This window comes from Pseudoalteromonas sp. SWYJ118 (assembly GCF_015864505.1).
Lineage (GTDB): Bacteria > Pseudomonadota > Gammaproteobacteria > Enterobacterales > Alteromonadaceae > Pseudoalteromonas > Pseudoalteromonas arctica.
In genome coordinates this window covers 1-20928 of sequence record NZ_JADYXC010000017.1, presented here as the reverse complement: position 1 = coordinate 20928, position 20928 = coordinate 1, and the positions used below count along the sequence as shown (strand labels likewise).

Sequence of the window (20928 nt, the reverse complement as noted above, 5' to 3'; positions counted from 1 at the left end):
ACCCTTCGGGCAGCGCATGTTTGGCATTTATGCTGCGTTATCGCCTATTTATAGGGAAAAACCACATTTCATAGGCTCTGCCTTGTCTAAATACCAAACATTCTGCTGCAAATTCAACCACCAAAGTTCAGCACGGCCTAGTACGCTTTATCTACACGCACTGTGTTGTCGTTCAAGTACACTAATCTTACGTTATCGCCTTTGCTAAAACGCATTGATTGGTCCTGATCTTGAACAACCATAAACTGGTCGCCATTTTCAACTTGTATTAATAACTCTACAAAGTGATTTTGCTGATAATGACTTTGCTGCTGCCTATTATGTGCAACACTGCCGCCAATTACCGAACCTAATATTGTTGCTACTGTACGGCCGCTACCACCACCAAACTGGTTGCCTACTACGCCGCCGAGTAATGCACCACCAAAGGTTTGCCAGCCGTTGTTTTTGTCTTGAATGATTTCTTGCTCGGTAATATTGCGTACCGATTTTACGTCACCAAATAAAACTTGCTGCACAGGGACTGCTTTATTGCGCTCGTATTTAGCAAACGTAGGCGCGCTTATTGTAAGTAAAGCGCACATAATTACTGTAATTGCTTTCATAACTTGCTCCTTTTATACCAACCTGCATAAATCTTTGATCAATTTAACGAATTAAATTGCGCTATAACGTCGTTAAAAATTTTTTATTTAGAACAACTAGATACAAAAATTTTTGCCTAGTACTAGCGTAATTTTTTTAACGTTAAATAGACCTCATATATAAGCAGATTGGTATTAGCTACCAGCCAAAGGTTGATTTTTCTTTCGTTTTACGAATTTCAGTTTCGTCTGCCCACTCAACTAGGCCGCTTTCCATATCCATTAAACGCATTGTAAATTTGTAGTATACGTCTGATTTATCGGCATTTGATTTAACGATGCTTGATAAGTTTCCGTATAACATATATTGCGCACCAATTTGTTTACCAAATGCAACGGCTGTTGCAGGGTTAACAAGAGCATCTTCATTTTGAAACGTTAATTGCTCACGTACTGACTCAACACGGGTCATATCTACAAAACGGAACTTACCGCTGCGTAGCATTTGTGTTGAGATTGAATCGGTGATTGATTCTGTATCAATGTGCTCGCTGGTTTTATTTTTAATACGCTCAACAAATACTACAGGGCGTTTATTAGCGGTCATTGTGCCAACAACAGGTGAGCTGAGTAATGAGTCGGTCATTTGGCTCGCTACTTTTTGTAAGTCGGTAGAACCAAAATTAATATCTGTTGTTTCTACTGCTTGTGCATCGCCATAACTTACTACGGCTTTATTAGCACAGCCACTTAATACTAAAGCGCTCAAGCCAACTAAAGCGTAAGTTGATGCTGTTTTAAATTTGTTACTGATGATCATGGTTGTTTCCTTTAATCTTTAAATTCTTGTGATTCGGTAGACACTTCTCTTACTGCTAAAGAAAAGGTAACCGCATCAGAGCTAGGTGCTAAGCCCGGTAATTGTGTTTTTGCAAAACCAAATAAGGTGAGTGCTTGCCAAGGTGAATGATTGCCTTTAATAACAAAGCCGTCTTTATCAAACCAATTAAATTGATACTGCAAATACTGTGATTTTTTATACTGGCTCGAAAGTGTCACTACTACATCGGTTAACTGGTTGGTTTGACGTGTTTTAACATCAGTAATGGCCAGCTTTTTACCGAGCTCTGGATTATCTACACGTAATTGCTCATTAAACTGATTTTTATTTTGTTCAACGGAAATACCCGATGTAACCGGTTTACTGGAACATGCACTGAGCATTAAGACTGCTAATAATGGCGCTATGTATTTCATGATGGCTCCTAAAGTTGAACTACGTGGTAATTAAAGTAGTTATTAACGGAGGTTAAGTAAATTAACGTTAACCCTTGCTTACTAACGGTAAAATTTATAGGTGCTTGTGTGCCTATATGCAGAGAATGCTCACCTGTATTTAGGCTTTGCCTTGCAACACTTATTTGATTTGGAAGTGTAAGCCAGCTACGTGTATCAGCTTGCTCAGACGCCAAATTATAAATATTAGCAAGTATGTTACCTACATCACCGGCACTGCGAGCAAGTTCTGCACGCACTTTCTCTTTAGCTACTAATCTGAGTACTTGGCGAGCTACTTTTGCAGGTATTTGATCTTCTAATGTTTTTGCTGCAAGTGCTTCAATGTGTACTAATGGGCTCAGCTCTATGCTTTGTGCATCTATGTTTATATTATTAAGGCGGCGCACATAGGCATTATCTTTATACACTGGCATTGCAAGGCTGTAAAAGCGTGCATCGCCGCGTGATGAATAAATTGGTAAGCGCAGTTTAAATTCATCTTGTTTTGGTACTAAGCCTTGTTCAAATAAAACAATTACTTCGCCTTGCGTTGCAGAAATTGTGGGTGCATCACTAAAACGTTTTTTAAATTCACTTAGGTCTTGGTCAAACCCTTGTTTTTTAGCAAGGCGCATTACGTCCTGCTGTAAATAAATATTGTTAGGTTGTATAGCCAGTGCTTTTTTATAATCAATATAAGCATCGTCATACTGTTTAGCACTTTGATAAAGCAAAGCAGATAAATAAAATGTGTAGGCATTTTGAAAGCCATTTTTTACATCTCTGGTTACATTGCCCATGCTAGGGTAGTGCTGCTGCGCTTCTTTAACTGTTGAGTCGCCATCTGTTTTATTTTCGCTTAGTGCATCAACTTGTACTTTATTAGCGCGGCGAATTTCGACCAAAGCGCCTTCTACATCATTTTTATACACGTAGTTAAGTGCTTTATAACTATGAAGCATACTCATTTCGTAAGCCGGTGGCACATAAGTTATGGCTGAGTCGTTAGTAAATAACGCATTGCTTTGCTCAAGCCCCGCACTTACTTGTATTTTGGCGGCTTCACGTTTTTTTTGCATTTGCGTATACACGTTCTCAAATTTACCTTGTGCCTCTTGTGGCATATTGGCTAAGTCGTTTAAGCGAGCTTGCTCAAGTTGGTTGAGTAAGTAGCTGCTGTGCATGGTGCTATTATCGGCAATAAGGGATTGCGCTTCTTCGATATTGTTTTTCTCGATCGCATTTCTTATTGGTGTCATTTGCGTGGCATAGTCATTAAATAGGTCATTAAAGCCCATTGTGCTACACCCACTTAAAATACAACAAAAGCTTAAAATTATACTTAGGCGCACTGCGCACTCCTCTAAATTCACCTGTATACATTAACATATTATTTTTAGCTAAATGTGTGAAATATTGTAAAAAATCGTAGAGTAAAACTGCCTGCTAATAAAGAAATATAAAATGACATTGGTGAACAAAGTGTGAATTTTCTTGTTGGGTAACAATATTGAAATACTTAAGGTACTTTATTGGTCTTATTGAATACAATGATCCCTAAAGCGTAATGATAAATGAATTTTTTAAATGAAGTAATTGATATTCACTAAGTCGTATACGAAAAATACTAAAAGGATATCTTGTGTTGTAGACACCGTATTTTGCAAATGCGGCTAAGATTTTAGTATAAATAATCTAATTTATTAAAACTAAATACTCCCTTTGCACAGTTATACCAATCCTGTTTAAATGTGCTGCTCAGTAAGCGGTTTTATAGGCGCTTATGACAATGTTTTTAGCTTAGTAGGTTAATTAATTAATTGAAATAACGCTGTAATTTGTTTTTATTGCTAAGGAATTTTTTTGAAAGCTACGTTGTACACAATAATTGCTTTAATTGCGTTTGCTGCAAACTCTCTTTTTTGCAGAATGGCTTTAGCCGAGGGCTATATAGATGCTTGGAACTTTACAGTTATTCGCTTACTCAGTGGTGCTGCGTGTTTGGGCATTATAATGGCTATTTATACTCATAATTTAAAACGAAAAGGCACTTTTAACCCCGCTATTTTAAGCGATAAAGGAAGCTGGCGAAGCAGTATAAGCCTATTAGTTTATGCACTTTGTTTTTCGATTGCATACGTAGAGCTGGATACAGGCACCGGTGCACTGATTTTGTTTTCAGCCGTGCAACTCACTATGATTGGCTGGGGTATATATCAAAAAGAGCAGTTGAGTGTGCTTCAGTGGTGCGCGTTTATAGTGGCGCTAGGTGGGTTTGTATATTTAATGCTGCCATCTGCTGCTGTACCTTCATTATTAGGTGCATCACTTATGGCACTCAGTGGTGTGGCATGGGGTATTTACAGTATTCGCGGTAAAGTGTGCGTATCGCCACTGCGTACTACGGGGTTTAACTTTATAAGAAGCTTAGTGGCTATCCCTGTTTTATTACTTGTTGGTATGAGTTATTTAAAAAATATGAGTATTGAAGGGGTTTTGCTTGCATGTGCCTCGGGTGCGATAGCGTCTGGAATTGGTTACAGTGTTTGGTATGTGGCTATGCCACTGCTTAAAAGTACCCAAGCTGCTGTTGTGCAGCTTTGTGTACCTGTACTTGCAGCCTTGGCCGGGGTCTTGTTTTTATCAGAGCAGGTCACAATGGAATTTATTGTAGCAAGCTCATTAATATTAGGCGCTGTGCTGGTATTTATCTTAAATAAAAAGAAGGTGTGATACCACTTAAACAAGTTCTTTATGGCGGACTAACGTTCGTTACAAAGCGTGTATAAATAGCGGGTAAGTTATCAAGTATTGCCTGCTTACCCTGTAGTTCACTGTTTTTTATGCATTCAAAAAGTACTTGTTCACTAAGCTTATTCACTAATAATTGCGATTGCTTAATATGGCTTATATGCCAAAGCTCAGGTGCGACACCACCTAAATCATGCTGGTAAGGGCGATAAAAGCCAAATTTATCTAAGTTAGTATCAAGCCAATTACTTAAAGGCGCAAACGGCCCACCTTGCAGATATTCATCGGGTGTTAGCTGTAGTTTATAATCATCACTTACCGCAGCTTTATCAAACACGTCTAAATCGGTGCCTAAATGGTGCCTGCTTGCCCCAGGTAATGCAGAGTAGAGCATTATTGCTATGCATTTATCTACATCATTTAATTTAGTTAAATCTACAACCTTTTGCTGGTTATTGAAAACAGGTCTAATACCTAAAAACTTATTATTCCAAATAATTGATTGACGATTAAAGTCGCGAAAACTTGAGGCAATAGTAAGCTCAAATCCTGCTTTTTGTGCTGCACTTTGCAGCGCTAAAAAGTCGCTGATAATAGCGCTGTGCAAGCGATGATTTTGTATATCAGTTAAATGTGTATCACTTTGCCCTGTGATACACATTATTGGTGTTGGTTTAGTTACATCCATTATGCTAAAAGTTGCTCTAATATTTGCTCGTAAATGTCGGTAAGGGCTATTAAATCATCGGTACTTACGCATTCATCTACTTTATGGATAGTGGCGTTACGTGGTCCAAGTTCAATTACTTTAGCCCCTGTTTGTGCAATAAAACGACCATCTGATGTACCACCCGTGGTTTCTAGATTAGTGGTTAAACCGGTTACTGATTTAATAGCTGTAACAGTGGCATCAACAAGCGGCCCGTGCTCGGTAATAAAAGGTAAGCCATTTACTATCCAACTTAATTCATAATTTAAGTTATGCTTTTGTAGAATGTCATTTACACGCTGTTGGAGTTGCTCATGTGTTACTTGCGTGCTAAATCTAAAGTTAAACTGTACTTCTAGATCACCCGGGATCACGTTACCAGCACCTGTGCCGCCATTAATATTCGAAATTTGAAAGCTGGTAGCAGGGAAGTATTCATTTCCGTTATCCCACACAGTTTGGCTAAGCTCAGTAAGGGCAGGCGTTGCTAGATGAATTGGGTTTTGTGCTAAATGTGGGTAGGCGACATGACCTTGTACGCCTTTAACCGTTAGGTAAGCGGTAAGTGAACCTCTTCGGCCATTTTTAACAACATCACCTAATACATCTCGTGATGAGGGTTCGCCTACTAGGCACATATCAATTTTTTCACCGCGTGCCTCTAGCGTATCTATTACACGTGTTGTGCCGTTTATAAACGGTCCTTCTTCGTCAGAAGTGATTAAAAAAGAAATCGAGCCTTTATGATCTGGATGTTTAGTAACAAAACGCTCTGTTGCTACAAGCATTGCGGCTAATGAGCCTTTCATATCGGCAGCGCCACGCCCATGTAATAGGCCATCTTTTATTAATCCTGAAAACGGCGGGTGTTGCCAATTTTTTTCAGGGCCTGTTGGTACAACGTCGGTGTGACCAGCAAAACAAAAGTGCGGCGATTGTGTGCCTTTTCGAGCCCAAGTATTAAGTGTGTCGGTAAAAAATAATGATTCTATATTAAAACCAACCGCAGCAAGGCGATCGTTTATCATTTGTTGGCAGCCAGCATCTTCGGGCGTTACCGATTCACGTTGGATTAGCGCTTGGGCGAGTTGAGTTACGTCATTAGTCATTATTTAAAAATCTCGTCGTATTGGGCTGCTTTAAAACCTAAATGGTAACTGCCATTGTTTACCAGTACTGGACGTTTGATCATGGCAGGTTGTTCAACCAACAATGGGATAGCACTTTCTTTAGTTAGACTCTGTTTTTGCTCATCAGTTAATGCGCGATAAGTTGTTCCACGTTTATTAACGATTTGTTCCCAATCGAGCTTGTCTGCAAATTCACTCACCATTTGCTCATTTACACCATCTTTGCGGTAGTCATGAAACGTAAATTCGATGTTGTTATCAGTTAAATGTTTTTTAGCTTTTTTTATCGTATCGCAGTTGCTAATGCCGTATAGAGTGATCATAAATCTAGTTCTTCTTAATAATAGTTAATAGTGTGTCTTCACCCGCATTTACATGCGAGTGCGAGTAATGAAATGTGCCAAGGTTATGGCCGTTTAGTAAAATTAAACTAGCAAGCATTGGAGTATCAAGTTCTCGTAAATCAAAATAAGCAAGGCGTTGACCTTTGCATATTTTGCTACCATTGAGTTGCGCAATATGGGTATGCGTAATTGATTGCGAATCAAAAATAGTTAAGTTAATCAAGACTTTTAGACCATTATTAGCTTGTAGAATAAACTCAGTACCTGCATTTTTTACTTGTAATAAAGTTCCATCAAACGGTGATAAAATTTTATGACTTGTTAGTTGCACCATAATACCAGGGCCCAGAGTGCCAAAACGAAAAAAAGGTTCTGGATGCTCTTTCAGTTCAATTACTTTACCTGTAAATGGGCTGGTAATATTTATTGCATTAAGAGGCGTTTTATTTTGAGCTAAATAGTCAATTTTTTGAGCTTTCATAAGTTAGTTTACCACCACGTTATAACCCTCTTTTTTTAAAGCGGAAATAGCATTTTCTGCAGTGTGTTTTTTTATGAGAATATAATCAGTATCGTAGGTTGAGATTGAAAAGATAGAAATTTTAGCGCGCGCTAATACCCCTGAAATATTAGCCATAATTCCGGTTAACGAAAAGCCAAGTGGACCTACAACCTCTAAAGCTTGCCAGTCGGGTTCGGTATCCAGGCTTTTTACTTCAAAATCGCTTGGGCATACAATTGAAAGTTCATCATGGGTTTTAGAAATAAAAAACAAAGATTGCTTTAAAAGTGCCGCAGGTATGTCGGCATCTACATCTAAACTGTGTATAGATAAAATGGTGCTGTGTAATTGTAATGTTTGTTTTGACATTAAAAGCCTGCGAACAGCAATATTGATAGCTTTATAGTATAGATTATTGGCTTTAAATTAAAGGTGTAACAACGACTAACTCAGCAGTAAATAAGTAGATAAAAGAAGGGAGTAAAAACTTACCCACAATTTCTGTGGATAAGTATGGGGGTTGCAGGGTATAAATAACCTAACTAGTTAATTATTAAATAAATAATAGCTAGGCTATAAAAAGCACACGTTACGTTTAATGAGTAATTAGCGCTTCTGTTTGAGCTGCCTGAATGGCAGTTAAGGCGATTGTATACACAATATCATCAACTAATGCACCACGGCTTAAATCGTTTACAGGTTTACGCATACCTTGCAGCATAGGGCCAATACTTATCAAGTCGGCACTACGTTGTACTGCTTTATACGTGGTATTACCCGTATTTAAATCTGGGAATATAAATACGGTCGCTTTACCGGCTACAGGGCTGTTAGGTGCTTTTTTAAGTGCTACGTTTTCCATTATAGCTGCATCGTATTGTAGTGGGCCGTCGATAATTAGATCAGGACGTTTTTGTTTTGCTATTTTTGTGGCTTCACGTACTTTTTCAACATCGGCACCTGTACCAGAAGTGCCCGTGCTGTAGCTGATCATGGCAACACGCGGCTCTATGCCAAATGCAGCTGCAGAGTCGGCAGATTGAATCGCTATGTCTGCAAGTTGTTCAGCATTAGGGTCTGGGTTAATCGCACAGTCACCGTAAACTAACACTTGGTCAGGCAGTAGCATAAAAAATACAGATGATACTAGTGATGACCCTGGTGCTGTTTTAATCAATTGCAGTGGTGGGCGAATTGTATTTGCCGTAGTGTTTACTGCACCCGATACTAAACCGTCTACTTTACCTTGCTCAAGCATCATTGTACCCAGTACGACGTTATCTTGTAGTTGCTCTTGTGCTACTACGGCAGTTAGGCCTTTGCTTTTACGAATTTCGACCATAGGCGCAATATAATCATTAATAATGCTTTGAGGCTCGATAATACTTACATGTTCGTTTAGCTCAATACCTTGCTGCTGTGCAATGCGCATTATTTCTTCGCGATCGCCTAGTAATATAGTTTTAGCAATTCCGCGTTGACCACAAATAGCAGCCGCTTTAATTGTACGAGGTTCATTACCTTCTGGTAGAACCACGGTTTTACCTGCTTTACGCGCTTTAGTGGTAAGTAAGTAACGAAATGCGGGTGGTGATAACTTACGAGTTTTACCTACACTTTTAGCTAGAGTATCTAGCCAGCTTGAATTGATATGCTCTGCGTTGTGATCTTTTACTTTTTCAATACGCTGGTCATCATCATTTGGTACTTCCATATTAAAGTTATGCAGTAGTAATGATGTACGCCACGTGTCTGCATCGGTTGCGAGTATTGGTAAGCCGGTTTGCATGGCTTGCTCACACAAGGCCATAATACGTGGCTCTGGCTCAAAACCACCGGTGAGTAATATAGCACCAAGTTTAGTGCCGTTCATAGCAGATAAGCACGCAGCAACAAGTATGTCAGAGCGATCGCCCGGTGTTACTAATAAAGCGCCTGGCGTAAAATAATTTAAAATATTTGAAACCGTACGAGCACAAAAAGTAATACGGCGCAGACGACGATGAAGCATATCGCCTTCGTTAATAATCGTGGCTTTTAAGTATGCGCTTAAGTCTTTTACGCGCGGCGCTACTAAGTCAAAATCCCACGGGATTGCACCAAGTAACATAAACGGATTTTTTTTAAAAATAGGCAGGGAGGCTAAACGATTTAACTCGTTTTCAAGCTCTTCAGGTTTATAGGCATCGACTAAATCGGCGCGTGCACGACCTTCTTCATCAAGTGGCGCATTTACTTTATTAAAAATACAGCCCAGTACGCGAGGATGATCGATACCACCGTAGTTACCTGCTGCAATTTCAAGGCGGTCTTCTATTTGAGTAATGGTGTAATTACCTGGGGTAAGTACAAATACAATTTCGGCGCCGAGTGTTTGCGCAATTTCGCGGTTTACACGCCCAGCATAAGGTTGGCGACGAGTAGGTACCATACCTTCAATAATAGCGACTTCGTTATCGTTTATTTTACTTTCAAAGCGTTCAACAATTTCCTCTAGGAGGTCATCACCTTTACCGTCGCCAATCATTTGCTCAGCATAATCAAGTGCAAAAGGCATTGGTGGGTTGATAGGTGAGCCTTGAGTAACTATTTGCGTTGATTTTTCAGGGCCTGTTTCACCAGAACGTGGCTGAGCTATTGGTTTAAAAAAGTTAACTTTAACTGTTTTTTGTTCAAGTGCACGCACTAAACCAACTGATACCGACGTCAAACCCACACCGGTAGAAACAGGAATTAACATAATACGACGTGCCATATTAAAGCTCCTTTACAATATTTGCAGCATCAAGGGCAATAACCCATTCTTCATTGGTTGGCATTACAACTGCTTTGACGTGTGAATTTTTACAGCTAATAACGCCTTCTTGACCAAAGCGCGCATTGAGGTTGGCTTGCGGATTACAATTAATGCCTAAAAAGGCAAGTTGTGTAATTACTTTTTCACGAATAATATCTGAGTTTTCACCAATACCACCAGTAAATATAACAGCATCAAGGCGCTGTAATGGCACCATATACGCCGCGATTTGTTTTGAAAGTCGGTAGCAAAACATTTCAATTGCGAGTATCGCTTTTTTATCACCGGCTATAGCGGCTTCTTCAATGGTACGGCAATCGTTAGAAAGCTCGCTAATACCTAACAAGCCACTTTTTTGATTTAGTAGGTTATCTATTTGCTGGGCTGTGTAATCAAGTTGAGTGGTTAAAAAGTTAAATAAACCAGGGTCAATATCGCCGCTACGTGTGCCCATTATCAGCCCCTCTAGAGGCGTTAGTCCCATGCTGGTATCAACACTCTTACCATTTTTAATAGCGCATACAGAACAGCCGTTGCCTAAGTGGGCACTAATAAAATTGCTTTGCTCGATAGGTTGCTCAAGTAACTTTGCTGTTTGCCCTGCAACATAAAAATGACTTGTGCCGTGAAAACCATAACGCCTAACACCAAACTCGGTGTACAACTTATATGGAAGAGCGTAAAGAAAGGCAACTTCATTCATAGTTTGGTGAAATGCAGTATCAAACACCGCGACTTGTGGCAAACCTTCAAACGATGCCTGCGCCGACGATATACCTAGTAAATTAGCGTGCCCATGAAGCGGCGCAAGCGTTGCCGACTGTGTAATGCCTGCAATTACTTTTTCGTCAATCAATACCGATCGCGTAAAGTGCTCGCCGCCATGTACAACACGATGGCCCACTGCGATAAGTTGCTCGTCTAAGTTGTGATCTTTTATTAAGCTTACAAGCGTATTTATAGCCTTAGCATGTGCTTGATTAGCCGCTAAGTCGATAACTGTTTTAGTACCATTAAATTTGTATTTAATAGAGGGTGCTTTAGCGCCTAAGCGTTCAGCAAGGCCTGAAATAATTTCGTGACCATCGTTCGCATCAATAATGGCAAACTTTAAGCTAGAGCTACCACAATTTAAAACTAAAACGTGTTGTGATTCAGGAGAGGTTGTTGGCATAGATTCAATTTCCATAAACAAATTTAGTAAGTAAACGTTAATTCGTAATCGTTACACTTACGGTATTAAGTAAAGCTAAAACAATTGAATGTTCAATTGCAAAGTGGTTAACGCAATGTTAAATACTTTACCTTAATTGAGATGTTTAAGTTAGGATTGTTCGCCATTAAAAGGTAAATTTAAGCTGTTTTACTGAGAAAGTGTAACTCTTTCATTTTGTGTTACACTTTGCGTATAGCTCGTTTTTCCATTGTATTTAAAAGCAGTATCTGTGAGGAGTCATGATGCAAAAAAGTGTGATGTCACAACTACAAACTGGCCGTTTGTATGGTAAAAAATGGCCAATGCGCAAAGAGCTTGCGCCCTTATTTTTAGAGTTTAGAGTAATTAGAGCGACTGAGCTTGCCATTACAGTAATGCCAATCTTAGCCATGCTAACATTGTTTTTTCAGCTAAATTACTTGGGTTCTGATTTTTTACCGCAAGCCATTGCAAGTGCATTATTTTTTATATCGCTACCATTACAAGGTTTATTTTGGTTGGGTAAGCGAGCGCAAACGCCTTTAGAGCCTGCGATGCAAAAATGGTATAACGAGCTGTACACTAAAATGGCAGCTAATGGATATCAAACGCAGTTAAGTGAAAACAAGCCCCGTTATATGGAGCTTGCCAATTTACTTAAAGATATGTTTGATAAAATGGACAGGGCGTTTACTAAAGAGCAGTTTTAGAGAGTTACATCATTATCTATTTTGGTAAACTGAGTAATATAAAACGATAAGGTGACAGTGTGTTCACCTTTTTCTTCGAGTGCTGTCCAGTGCTCGGGTCTAAATTTCCATGCAAATGGCGTCATCATTATTAAGTTTTTAATATCAGTAAAGCTAAGCGCTACATGCTCTGTTAAAAGGATCTGCTCTGATTTTTGAAACCCTTTTGGAGTGGCTATTTCAGTATGTTCGTTTACTTCTGAATATATATACGATTTTAGCTCTTTTAAATGACAGGGTCCTGGGCTTGCAACCACTAATGTTGCGTTTTGATTTGCTAGGCGTTCAAGCTCTTGCTCAAATAGAGGTGCAAATACGCTAACAAGTACATCAGCAAATTGGCTTTTAAAGGGAGCTTGGCTGATTGATGCCACACTAAAATGGCAATTAGGGTAGCGCTTTGCTGCATATTTAACCGCTGATTTTGAAATATCGACACCGTATACAACAGCATTTGTTTTATTCGCTATTGCTTGGGTATAAAACCCTTCACCGCATCCTAAATCAATAATAGTTTTTGCACTTATATTACTGATTATATCACTAAGGCTTTGCTGTAAAAAACGATAATACCCACGCTCTAAAAATGCACGTCTGGCTTGTACCATTTCAAGTGAATCACCCGGCTGTTTTGAATTTTTCTGTTGCACAGGCAGTAAATTAACATAGCCTTCTTTAGCAAAATCAAAGCTGTGGTTGTTAGCACAACGAAGTGTTGAATCAGTTTTCAAAAGTGCTAGGTTACACAGGGGGCATTGATATTCAAGACTCATGAGCCTAGGTAGTCCTTATCGTAAAAAGTTTTTACCCAATGCGGGCGATAGGTGATCATAATTGTTATAGCCATGCCGTTGAGCATTGCTTCAGGAAACCAAATTATGGCACTTAAATAAACGTAGTTATCTGCAAGTTCTTGCCAATTGTATTGCCCTATAGCTAAGTAAAATAAAGCACCTAGGCTTATTTTTATACAGGCTATAAATCCTGCGGTTATAAACGCACAAACAAATATATAGACAAAAAAATGACGAGGTAAATATTGGTAACTAATTATAAAGCCAAGATAGCTCAATAAAATAGGAATAAACGCACCAATAAGCAGTTGTACTGGTAACAGCTCAAGTTCAATTTGACCAAAGGCAGCGAGTAGGGCTGTGGCAAGTAGGCTACTTAAAATAGTCAACCGCCAGCCTAAAATTAATGTAGCAGCCGTAACACCTAGTATGTGTAAATCAAGGCCAGTTAAAATGCCAGCCTTTATTCGCCAAAGCACTGCAAACACTAACGCACACGCAAGTACGCCAGTTTGACGGACTGGCGTATTAAGCAATGTTTTATATGTTTTTTTATCAAAGCTTAATAGAGCAATAATAATTACAAGAGCCAAAAGTAGCCCCTGCATTGTTAGGCTGAGCATAATAATTACTTAAATGTTGACCATATAGGGGCATGATCTGACGGTTTTTCAATACCGCGAAGTTCGTAATCAATACCTGTATCTATGCAGCGTGCTGCAAGCTCATTGGTTGCAAGCACTACATCTATACGAAGTCCTCGATTATCTACAAACCCTTTAGAGCGATAGTCAAACCATGAGTATTGATCGTCTGTTTCGGGGTTTTGCTCTCTAAAGGTGTCTTTAAAACCCCAATTAAGTAATGTTGCAAGCCATTCACGCTCTACCGGTTGAAAAGAACATTTACCCGTTTTTAACCAACGTTTAGCATTTACTTCGCCAATACCAATATCTAAATCGGTAGGTGATATGTTGATATCACCCATAACGATGACGTCTTGATCGGGTGTGTGATTGGTTTCAAGGTGTGTCATTAAATCTTTATAAAATTGACGTTTATAAGGGAATTTAGTTTCGTGATTAATATTATCACCTTGTGGGAAATAGCCATTCATGACAGTAAGGTCGCGACCGTTTTCTTGTTCAACAGTGACGCTTATCATGCGTTTTTGCGATTCATCTGTATCGGTGGCAAAACCTTTTAAGACCGATTTAGGCTCTTTTTTGCATAACATAGCTACGCCATAATGCGCTTTTTGACCATGAAAGTAGACGTGATATCCCATTTTTTGAACATCTTCTAATGGGAATGCTTCGTCGTGAACTTTAATCTCTTGCAAGCCAATAACGTCTGGTTGATGTTTGTCGATAATTGCTTGTAATTGGTGAAGACGAGCACGCAGACCATTGATATTGAAAGAAATCACTTTCATAAAATTTACCTTAAAATTGGTTCTATTTAATAGATTAAATTGTATCAGTAAATACGCGCACATAACATGACTGAATTGAGATAATAGCTGCGCAAATGTTGATCAAATGATGGGTAAAGTTTAAACATTGTGAATACAATATTAATTATTTAAATAAATAAAAAATTCAATTGAACTTAACTTTATTGAATATATAATGCGCGAAATTCACTTGTTTAGCTCGTTCAAATAGGATCTCTCATGAAAACTCAACTACTTTTAGCCACTGCTTTACTAGCATCTGCAACTGCGTCAGCTCAAAGCAATACTTACTTTAGCCAAGATAACAAAATTGAGTCTAAGTTATGTGTACTAAGTGCAAACGAAGGCTTTAGCGTTGCTCGTAAAGAAGCTGCCCAGCACGGTGTTTACCTATCTCGTTTTTCTAAAAGCATTTTATGTAATGGTGAAGATATTCGTGATATTGCTAAAAAAACGACATTAAGCAACGCATCAGTTGAGAAAGTAGAAGTATTTGCAAAAGACGCTCAACAAGAAACTCAATTATGTATGACGGCTTTAAAACAAGGTTTAGCACCTGTTCGTCAAAAAATTGGTAACCTAAACTCATTAAAATGTAATGGTCAAAACGTTACTGAGTTTGTTAAACGCTACCAAAACGCAGCAATCTAATTATTAGCTTAACTATAATAAGTAAATTTGAAATGCCTGGTTTTTACCGGGTATTTTTTTGCAAAAATTACAAGGTTGTTTGCAAAGCTTGCAAGCTTAACTTATTGAAACTGTTTAATAAATATACCGATCGAGATTAAGTTATTGATTATTATAAGTTAACTATTATTGGCATTGGATTTGTATTAGTTAAAGTGACATTTAATTAATTACGAAGGATACGTCTTATGAAAAAGTTAACATTAGCAGCCACTATTTTAGCATCATTAAGCTTAGCGGCTTGTTCATCTAATCAAGGTCTTGAAAGAATAGACAGTGACTTTGCAAGTTTAGATAATGATAGCGATGGCTACATCTCAAAAGTTGAAGCTGATGACGATAGCATTTGGGGCCATTTTTCAAATATTGATACCAATATGGATAACGAAATTAGCCGCAAAGAATTTAACACTTATATGAAGCTTAATAATGGCAAAGTAGCCACTGATTCTGAAGTAAGTGAGTCGGCATTTAAAGCTGAAATTGCTAAATTCGATAAAATTGAAAGCAGCTTTGCAAGTCTAGATAACGACAGCAATGGCTATATCTCGGTAGTTGAAGGTAACGATGATGATATTTCAAATCATTTTGGTTACATGGATAAAAACCAAGATAAGCGCATCAGTAAAAGCGAGTTTATGGGTTACATTAAAAAATACGGTAACGCAGTAGCTGAAGATGATGCATTAGAAGCTTTTAAAAGTAACTAATAGTTACCATTTTAGTAAGTAAGATTAAAGCCAGTGCTAGGCACTGGCTTTTTTGTGTTTTAAATTTAGTTATTTGATAGATATATTTTCCTAGTTTGGTGTTGTTCTGTCATAATAGATGGCTGTGTATTTTTATTTGTTAAGAGTGTGTATGGCGGGTCGGCGAATTAGTGATGAACAACTAGTTGAGATCATTGAAGCAGCTATTTTTGTTGCAGATAAGCCTGTTAGTAAACGCCACCTTAAAGACATCGTATTAATAGATTTAGCTATTTCTATGGCACGAATAAATGACGCAATAGATACAATACAAGAGCATTTTCAAACTCGTGGTATTCGCTTAGTTGAAGTTGGTAGTGGGTATCGGTTTCAGGCATGCAGTAGTTTAAGCCCTTGGTTAAATAACTTGTGGCAAGAACGCGCACCAAAATACTCGCGTGCTTTACTGGAAACATTATCACTTATTGCATACAGGCAGCCCATTACACGCGGCGAAATTGAGCAAGTAAGGGGTGTTACTACGGGTTCGAATATTATTAAAACCTTACTCGAAAGAGAGTGGGTTAAAGTGGTAGGGCATAAAGAGGTTCCGGGAAAGCCGGCTTTATATGCAACTACTAAGCAATTTTTAGATTATTTTTCGTTAACTGGACTTGAAAATTTACCTGCGTTGCCAACAGAGCAGCAAAGTAAAATTAACCAGTTATTGAGCGATCCTTCTGTGAGAGAACCATCCGAATGAGTATTATACAAGGTGAAAAGTTACAAAAAGTCTTAGCCCGTGCAGGCGTAGGCTCACGCCGTGAAATGGAAAAATACATTGACGCAAACCGCGTTAGTGTAAACGGTAAAGTGGCAAAGTTAGGTGACCGTGTTGAAGAAACCGATTTGATTCGTGTTGACGGACACAGTGTAAAAATCGAAGAAAAAGCAGACCGAATCTGTCGTGTGATTATGTATAACAAACCAGAAGGTGAGTTAAGCACACGTAAAGATCCTGAAGGGCGTCGTACTGTATTTGACCGACTTCCTCGTATTGATGGCGATCGCTGGATTGCGGTTGGTCGACTAGACGTTAATACATCGGGTTTAATGCTTTTTACAAACGATGGTGAACTGGCAAACCGTTTAATGCACCCAAGCTATGAAGTAGAGCGTGAATACTCTGCACGTGTATTTGGTGAAGTAACCAACGAGACGGTTAAAAACTTACTACGTGGTGTTGAGCTTGAAGATGGTCCAGCCAAATTCACGACTGTAACCCCTATGGGTGGCGAAGGCGTTAACCGTTGGTTTAACGTAACGTTAAATGAAGGGCGTAACCGTGAAGTTCGTCGTTTATGGCAGTCTCAAGATGCGGAAGTATCTCGTCTTATTCGTATTCGTTACGGTAAACTAGAGCTTGATAAGCGCGTGCCACAAGGTGGTTGGATGGAGTATGATTTAGAAACAGTAAACTACTTGCGTAAAACCGTTAAATTAGGCCGCGAAACACAAACTAAGCTTTCTGTTATGCCTGAAAAACGCAAAGATAAACGCGCTAAAATCAACCAAATTCGTAAAGCAGTTAAAAAACACAATCAGCGTGTTAAGCCGACTAAACGTAAATAATCAATTAGTTATTTATTGAACACAAAAAAGCCGCTAATTGCGGCTTTTTTAATGTGAGTTGTTTAAACTATTTAAACTCCAAACTACTTTTTTACTTGAGCATCTAACGATTTGCCATTCACTTCACTAGAATCATCGCTCATCAAGTATAAGTAGGTTGGCATTAAATCCTCTGGTGTAGCAAGGGTATCTCTATCTTCGCCAGGATATGCAGCTGCACGCATAGATGTACGCGTTGCACCTGGATTAATACAGTTTATACGAATATTCGTTTTACCTACTTCACATGCCCATGTTTGCATCATACCTTCTACTGCAAATTTTGAGATGGCATAAGGCCCCCAAAATTCACGACCTTTGCGGCCTACACCTGATGACGTGAATACTATCGATGCATTATCAGATTTACGAAGAACGGGAAAAAGTGCTTTAGTGATCATAGCTTGTGCAGTGACGTTTACTTTCATTATGTTTTCGAACGTAGATGAGCAAAAATGTTCAAGTGGACCAAGCGACCCTAAAATACCTGCATTATTAAGCAACCCATCAAGGCGTCCAAACTGATATTCGATTGTTGCAGCAAGGTCACGGTAGTTTTGCTTCGTTGCGCCTTTAAAATCCATAGGGACTATTGCAGGTTTAGGGTAGCCAGCATTAACAATTTCATCGTAAACACATTCAAGTTTATTAGTTGTTTTTCCTAATAAGATAACTGTAGCGCCGTATTTTGCATACGTAATTGCTGCAACTCGGCCAATACCATCACCGGCGCCTGTTATTAAAATAACTTTATCTTTAAGTGCGTTTTCAGCTGCTTGATATGTGTGCATAAAAGTACCAATTCATATAATTTTTTTGATTTTAACATAGCGAAACGTGAAGTAATCGAATTTATTGTAAAATTAGGTGGCGAAAATAGAAACTTTACGTTAAGTTTAACTGGTCTAATGTCTCATTAATAACCTGATTACATTGTTTTAACTTAATACACTGATTAAACACACTATAAAAATAAAATACGTGCGGAGCCAACAATATGAAAAAAATGCTACTTTCACTCTCGGTTACAGCTGCTTTAGCAGGTTGTGGCGGTGGAGAAACGTTAACAGATGTCAAGAACGACACAGCACCAGTTATCCCAACAGCAACAGTTACATTTGATCCAGCAGCAGGTATCTTATCGGTACCTAATGATTTATTAATGAGTGGAACTCAAGACGGTACACTTAATATTCCTGGTGAATTAGATGACAACAATGTGTCTATTTCGCGCGCAGCTTATGCAAACCCTCAACTTGCACTAGGTGCACTTGATGGTTGGTCTTCGCAGGTTCCTTATAAAATCGATTTAACATTCCCACCAAATGTGAGTTTAGATGAAGCGTCTGCTGGGACCCCTGGTACAGTAAGAATTTTTGAAGTTGTAATGGGTGCAAGTTTAACTGATGCAGAATGTTCAGTTGTAGCTGCCGGTACTGCTTGTAAATTGGTCGGTGAGCTTACTTTTGGTGTTGACTTTGTTACTCAAGCTTCAGGTGATGGCGTTGCAATTATTCCTTTAAAACCATTTACGGCAGGTAGCTCATACATCAATGTATTAACTACTGGTCTTAAAGATTCATTAGGGCGTTCTATTGAGCCTTCTTCTACTTATGGGCTGGTTAAACAAGAAGCGCCATTAATTACAGAAGCTCAACTTGGTTTGCAGGGTGCTGTTAACAGTTACGAAAATGTAGTTGTAAGTTCAGGAGATATCGCAAAAGAAGATATTATTTTTTCTAGTGCGATGACTATTCAATCAGCAGGCCCGGTACTCGGGACAATTAAAAAATTGCTAGCTGCAAGCTTGCAACAGCCTGCGTTACCAACTCCTGCGCTTCAAGTTCCTGAACAGCCTATGGTAAATGTACAACAAGTATTTGCTTCTCAGGGTGTAGAAGTCTCTGCTGCTTTCTCTGGTGTGCAATATCAAAAAGGTAGCATTATGTTACCGATGTATTTAGGTACGCCAACGGGTACTGATATTAGTGATTTAAGTGATACATATTGGCAAGGTATGTGTGATAACGCGGTGGCAATAATTGGTTATAAGGCCGTTGCAGGCGATGCATTTCCGACAGATCCTATTAGTGAAAATGATGGTTTATGTTCTGCATTAAGTGACGGACAATTACGTGACTTAGGACTAGACAGCACACGTCATTTAACAAAATACAACTCAATTCCAAAAGTACAAAGCATGGCAAATGTGCCAGTGCAAGTTACTAAACCTATTTTACCGATAATTAATGGTGTCCGTGCACAGTTACAATTAGATCCTATCGCTATGCCTGAAGGTGGATGGCCTGTTGTGATTATGCAGCACGGTATTACAACACAAAAAGAAAGTATGCTTGCTTTAACTGCGCAGCTTTCTATTCAAGGCTTTGCAACGGTTGCTATTGACCATCCAAGACATGGTGAGCGCGGAATAGATGTTGATGGTGATGGAACAGACGACTTTAATGCAACAACGGGTTCTGTGCTTAGTTACATGAACTTAAGTTCATTACTTGTTGCACGTGATAGCTTACGTCAATCGGCTGCTGATTTATTAGGCCTTCGTTTAGGCTTAAACTTTATTAACGATACAACTATTAATAGTAAAGACGTTACCTACATTGGGCATTCGCTAGGTTCTATTGTTGCTCCAGCATTTATTGCTCAAGCTAATACGCCAATGGCAGAAACGCTTGATCCGCTATTTAATGTAAACACGGTAGCTCTTGCAAGTGGTGGTGGCGGTATAGCAAGCTTCTTACTTGAATCTGCTGCGTTTGGTCCATTTATTCAAGGTTCAGTACTTTCACAAGCGGGTACAACAGAAGCTGATGAATTTACTGCATACTTACAAGGAGATGCAGTTTCTAACTGTGGCTCATTAATACCAGACATGGAAGCTTACTTGACATGTGGTTATAACGAATATATTGCATCACTTATCACTGCGGGTGAAACGACTAAACTTACTAACATTCAAGGTGTATTTACACAGTTTGCTTTTGCGGCGCAAACTGCGCTAGATAGTGGTGATCCAACTAACTACGCAGCCACTGTGAAAGCATTAGGTACTCCTGTTTATACTAATGTTGTTGTGGGTGATGGTGTTGATAACAAGCCTGACCAAGTGATACCACCAATGGCAGCTAATAATCCTATTTCTGGCACAATTCCATTAGCTAACTTGATGGGTCTTGAGACAGTAAGTTCTTCGCAAGCATTGAGTGAAACACCAGCAAGCTACTTAGTTAAATTTACTAAAGGGCATCATGGTTCTATATTAACACCAGCTCAAGATGCTGCACAGGCTGCAACTGTTGAAGGCAGTGCTGCCGCTAATGCAGAAATGCAGTTGCAAGTAGCTACTTACTTAGCTGCTCGCGGACGGATGTTATTAGTTTCCAACCCTGAGGTTGTGACTGATTAATAACCAGTAAAATAATTAACCTTTAAAAGCCACTGAAAAGTTAACACCATTCAGTTAAGCATGTTTTGACTTAATGGTGTACCGAGTTTTTGAAATTCGAACGGTCCTACTTTTGGGCCGTTTTCTTTTTTCTGGAAGAATATAACGTTTCACTCGTTCTCG

At 38.9% G+C, this 20928-nt stretch carries 22 protein-coding genes; 7 read left to right on the top strand and 15 right to left on the bottom strand.

Going from position 1 to position 20928, the window contains the following annotated elements; genetic code table 11:
• Positions 1 to 137: 137 nt before the first annotated feature.
• The 4 genes from I6F48_RS14965 to I6F48_RS14950 form a co-directional block, all read right to left on the bottom strand.
• Complete coding sequence (locus I6F48_RS14965) at positions 138 to 605, bottom strand: glycine zipper 2TM domain-containing protein (protein WP_197119734.1); 468 nt, start codon at positions 603 to 605, stop codon at positions 138 to 140.
• Between the two features lie 178 nt (positions 606 to 783).
• Entirely contained in the window at positions 784 to 1404 is a 621-nt protein-coding gene (gene lpoB, locus I6F48_RS14960) for a penicillin-binding protein activator LpoB (protein WP_007375407.1), read from the bottom strand.
• 11 nt (positions 1405 to 1415) lie between these two features.
• On the bottom strand, positions 1416 to 1841 hold the full coding sequence (locus tag I6F48_RS14955) for a YcfL family protein (protein WP_007582549.1): 426 nt from the start codon (positions 1839 to 1841) through the stop codon (positions 1416 to 1418).
• Positions 1842 to 1849: 8 nt separating this feature from the next.
• Positions 1850 to 3214 (bottom strand): COG3014 family protein, encoded by a 1365-nt coding sequence (locus tag I6F48_RS14950; protein WP_165727387.1) that lies wholly within the window; start codon positions 3212 to 3214, stop codon positions 1850 to 1852.
• Positions 3215 to 3725: 511 nt separating this feature from the next.
• Between I6F48_RS14950 and I6F48_RS14945 the strand changes: the two genes are divergently transcribed.
• Complete coding sequence (locus tag I6F48_RS14945) at positions 3726 to 4595, top strand: DMT family transporter (RefSeq protein WP_197119733.1); 870 nt, start codon at positions 3726 to 3728, stop codon at positions 4593 to 4595.
• A gap of 19 nt (positions 4596 to 4614) precedes the next feature.
• Here the strand turns inward: I6F48_RS14945 and I6F48_RS14940 are convergent, their stop codons facing one another.
• The 7 genes from I6F48_RS14940 to I6F48_RS14910 all read right to left on the bottom strand — a co-directional run bounded on the left by I6F48_RS14940 (position 4615) and on the right by I6F48_RS14910 (position 11269).
• A complete protein-coding gene (locus tag I6F48_RS14940) occupies positions 4615 to 5301 on the bottom strand; it encodes a M15 family metallopeptidase (protein WP_165740189.1) in 687 nt (228 codons plus the stop codon).
• Positions 5301 to 6431 (bottom strand): succinyl-diaminopimelate desuccinylase, encoded by a 1131-nt coding sequence (gene dapE, locus I6F48_RS14935; protein WP_197119732.1) that lies wholly within the window; start codon positions 6429 to 6431, stop codon positions 5301 to 5303. The genes I6F48_RS14940 and dapE overlap by 1 nt, the downstream gene beginning before the upstream one ends.
• Entirely contained in the window at positions 6431 to 6775 is a 345-nt protein-coding gene (locus tag I6F48_RS14930) for an ArsC family reductase (protein WP_165727391.1), read from the bottom strand. The genes dapE and I6F48_RS14930 overlap by 1 nt, the downstream gene beginning before the upstream one ends.
• 4 nt (positions 6776 to 6779) lie before the next feature.
• Positions 6780 to 7277: a PTS glucose transporter subunit IIA gene (locus I6F48_RS14925; RefSeq protein WP_165740194.1), complete on the bottom strand. Its 498-nt coding sequence runs from the start codon at positions 7275 to 7277 to the stop codon at positions 6780 to 6782.
• A 3-nt stretch (positions 7278 to 7280) separates the two neighbouring features.
• Positions 7281 to 7667 carry an ACT domain-containing protein gene (locus I6F48_RS14920; RefSeq protein WP_007582563.1) on the bottom strand — a complete coding sequence of 129 codons (387 nt, stop codon included), beginning with the start codon at positions 7665 to 7667 and terminating at the stop codon, positions 7281 to 7283.
• A gap of 226 nt (positions 7668 to 7893) precedes the next feature.
• Positions 7894 to 10053: a phosphate acetyltransferase gene (gene pta / locus I6F48_RS14915; protein WP_165727393.1), complete on the bottom strand. Its 2160-nt coding sequence runs from the start codon at positions 10051 to 10053 to the stop codon at positions 7894 to 7896.
• A gap of 1 nt (position 10054) precedes the next feature.
• Positions 10055 to 11269, bottom strand: coding sequence for an acetate kinase (locus tag I6F48_RS14910; protein WP_165727394.1), 1215 nt, complete (start codon positions 11267 to 11269; stop codon positions 10055 to 10057).
• Between the two features lie 284 nt (positions 11270 to 11553).
• Here I6F48_RS14910 and yfbV point away from each other — a divergent pair, with 284 nt between their 5' ends.
• A complete protein-coding gene (gene yfbV, locus I6F48_RS14905; RefSeq protein WP_007582569.1) occupies positions 11554 to 12000 on the top strand; it encodes a terminus macrodomain insulation protein YfbV in 447 nt (148 codons plus the stop codon).
• Here the strand turns inward: yfbV and I6F48_RS14900 are convergent.
• The 3 genes from I6F48_RS14900 to xthA are packed head-to-tail and all read right to left on the bottom strand — an operon-like array spanning position 11997 to position 14268.
• Positions 11997 to 12812, bottom strand: a complete 816-nt coding sequence (locus tag I6F48_RS14900) for a putative RNA methyltransferase (RefSeq protein WP_165727395.1) — start codon at positions 12810 to 12812, stop codon at positions 11997 to 11999. The two genes, yfbV and I6F48_RS14900, sit on opposite strands and share 4 nt — an antisense overlap.
• Positions 12809 to 13456, bottom strand: a complete 648-nt coding sequence (locus tag I6F48_RS14895; RefSeq protein ID WP_197119731.1) for an energy-coupling factor ABC transporter permease — start codon at positions 13454 to 13456, stop codon at positions 12809 to 12811. The genes I6F48_RS14900 and I6F48_RS14895 overlap by 4 nt, the downstream gene beginning before the upstream one ends.
• Before the next feature lie 5 nt (positions 13457 to 13461).
• Positions 13462 to 14268, bottom strand: coding sequence for an exodeoxyribonuclease III (gene xthA / locus I6F48_RS14890; protein WP_165727397.1), 807 nt, complete (start codon positions 14266 to 14268; stop codon positions 13462 to 13464).
• Positions 14269 to 14508: 240 nt separating this feature from the next.
• On the opposite strand from xthA, the gene I6F48_RS14885 reads away from it, so the two are divergent.
• The 4 genes from I6F48_RS14885 (at position 14509) to rluB (ending at position 17300) form a co-directional block, all read left to right on the top strand.
• A complete protein-coding gene (locus tag I6F48_RS14885) occupies positions 14509 to 14940 on the top strand; it encodes a hypothetical protein (RefSeq protein WP_007582577.1) in 432 nt (143 codons plus the stop codon).
• A gap of 227 nt (positions 14941 to 15167) precedes the next feature.
• Positions 15168 to 15689 (top strand): EF-hand domain-containing protein, encoded by a 522-nt coding sequence (locus tag I6F48_RS14880; RefSeq protein WP_165721507.1) that lies wholly within the window; start codon positions 15168 to 15170, stop codon positions 15687 to 15689.
• A gap of 151 nt (positions 15690 to 15840) precedes the next feature.
• A complete protein-coding gene (gene scpB, locus I6F48_RS14875) occupies positions 15841 to 16431 on the top strand; it encodes an SMC-Scp complex subunit ScpB (protein ID WP_024590449.1) in 591 nt (196 codons plus the stop codon).
• Entirely contained in the window at positions 16428 to 17300 is an 873-nt protein-coding gene (gene rluB / locus I6F48_RS14870; protein WP_007582584.1) for a 23S rRNA pseudouridine(2605) synthase RluB, read from the top strand. The genes scpB and rluB overlap by 4 nt, the downstream gene beginning before the upstream one ends.
• 83 nt (positions 17301 to 17383) lie before the next feature.
• On the opposite strand, the gene I6F48_RS14865 is transcribed toward rluB, so the two are convergent.
• Entirely contained in the window at positions 17384 to 18130 is a 747-nt protein-coding gene (locus tag I6F48_RS14865; RefSeq protein WP_197119730.1) for a YciK family oxidoreductase, read from the bottom strand.
• Between the two features lie 206 nt (positions 18131 to 18336).
• Between I6F48_RS14865 and I6F48_RS14860 the strand changes: the two genes are divergently transcribed.
• Positions 18337 to 20766 (top strand): VolA/Pla-1 family phospholipase, encoded by a 2430-nt coding sequence (locus I6F48_RS14860; protein WP_197119729.1) that lies wholly within the window; start codon positions 18337 to 18339, stop codon positions 20764 to 20766.
• Positions 20767 to 20928 lie beyond the last annotated feature (162 nt).

Excerpts from the sequence above, each read along its gene's own strand:
- I6F48_RS14965 (WP_197119734.1), bottom strand. The coding sequence starts at position 605 with ATGAAAGCAATTACAGTAATTATGTGCGCTTTACTTACAATAAGCGCG.
- lpoB (WP_007375407.1), bottom strand. The coding sequence starts at position 1,404 with ATGATCATCAGTAACAAATTTAAAACAGCATCAACTTACGCTTTAGTT.
- I6F48_RS14955 (WP_007582549.1), bottom strand. The coding sequence starts at position 1,841 with ATGAAATACATAGCGCCATTATTAGCAGTCTTAATGCTCAGTGCATGT.
- I6F48_RS14940 (WP_165740189.1), bottom strand. The coding sequence starts at position 5,301 with ATGGATGTAACTAAACCAACACCAATAATGTGTATCACAGGGCAAAGT.
- dapE (WP_197119732.1), bottom strand. The coding sequence starts at position 6,431 with ATGACTAATGACGTAACTCAACTCGCCCAAGCGCTAATCCAACGTGAA.
- I6F48_RS14930 (WP_165727391.1), bottom strand. The coding sequence starts at position 6,775 with ATGATCACTCTATACGGCATTAGCAACTGCGATACGATAAAAAAAGCT.
- I6F48_RS14925 (WP_165740194.1), bottom strand. The coding sequence starts at position 7,277 with ATGAAAGCTCAAAAAATTGACTATTTAGCTCAAAATAAAACGCCTCTT.
- I6F48_RS14920 (WP_007582563.1), bottom strand. The coding sequence starts at position 7,667 with ATGTCAAAACAAACATTACAATTACACAGCACCATTTTATCTATACAC.
- pta (WP_165727393.1), bottom strand. The coding sequence starts at position 10,053 with ATGGCACGTCGTATTATGTTAATTCCTGTTTCTACCGGTGTGGGTTTG.
- I6F48_RS14910 (WP_165727394.1), bottom strand. The coding sequence starts at position 11,269 with ATGCCAACAACCTCTCCTGAATCACAACACGTTTTAGTTTTAAATTGT.
- yfbV (WP_007582569.1), top strand. The coding sequence starts at position 11,554 with ATGCAAAAAAGTGTGATGTCACAACTACAAACTGGCCGTTTGTATGGT.
- I6F48_RS14900 (WP_165727395.1), bottom strand. The coding sequence starts at position 12,812 with ATGAGTCTTGAATATCAATGCCCCCTGTGTAACCTAGCACTTTTGAAA.
- I6F48_RS14895 (WP_197119731.1), bottom strand. The coding sequence starts at position 13,456 with ATGCTCAGCCTAACAATGCAGGGGCTACTTTTGGCTCTTGTAATTATT.
- xthA (WP_165727397.1), bottom strand. The coding sequence starts at position 14,268 with ATGAAAGTGATTTCTTTCAATATCAATGGTCTGCGTGCTCGTCTTCAC.
- I6F48_RS14885 (WP_007582577.1), top strand. The coding sequence starts at position 14,509 with ATGAAAACTCAACTACTTTTAGCCACTGCTTTACTAGCATCTGCAACT.
- I6F48_RS14880 (WP_165721507.1), top strand. The coding sequence starts at position 15,168 with ATGAAAAAGTTAACATTAGCAGCCACTATTTTAGCATCATTAAGCTTA.
- scpB (WP_024590449.1), top strand. The coding sequence starts at position 15,841 with ATGGCGGGTCGGCGAATTAGTGATGAACAACTAGTTGAGATCATTGAA.
- rluB (WP_007582584.1), top strand. The coding sequence starts at position 16,428 with ATGAGTATTATACAAGGTGAAAAGTTACAAAAAGTCTTAGCCCGTGCA.
- I6F48_RS14865 (WP_197119730.1), bottom strand. The coding sequence starts at position 18,130 with ATGCACACATATCAAGCAGCTGAAAACGCACTTAAAGATAAAGTTATT.
- I6F48_RS14860 (WP_197119729.1), top strand. The coding sequence starts at position 18,337 with ATGAAAAAAATGCTACTTTCACTCTCGGTTACAGCTGCTTTAGCAGGT.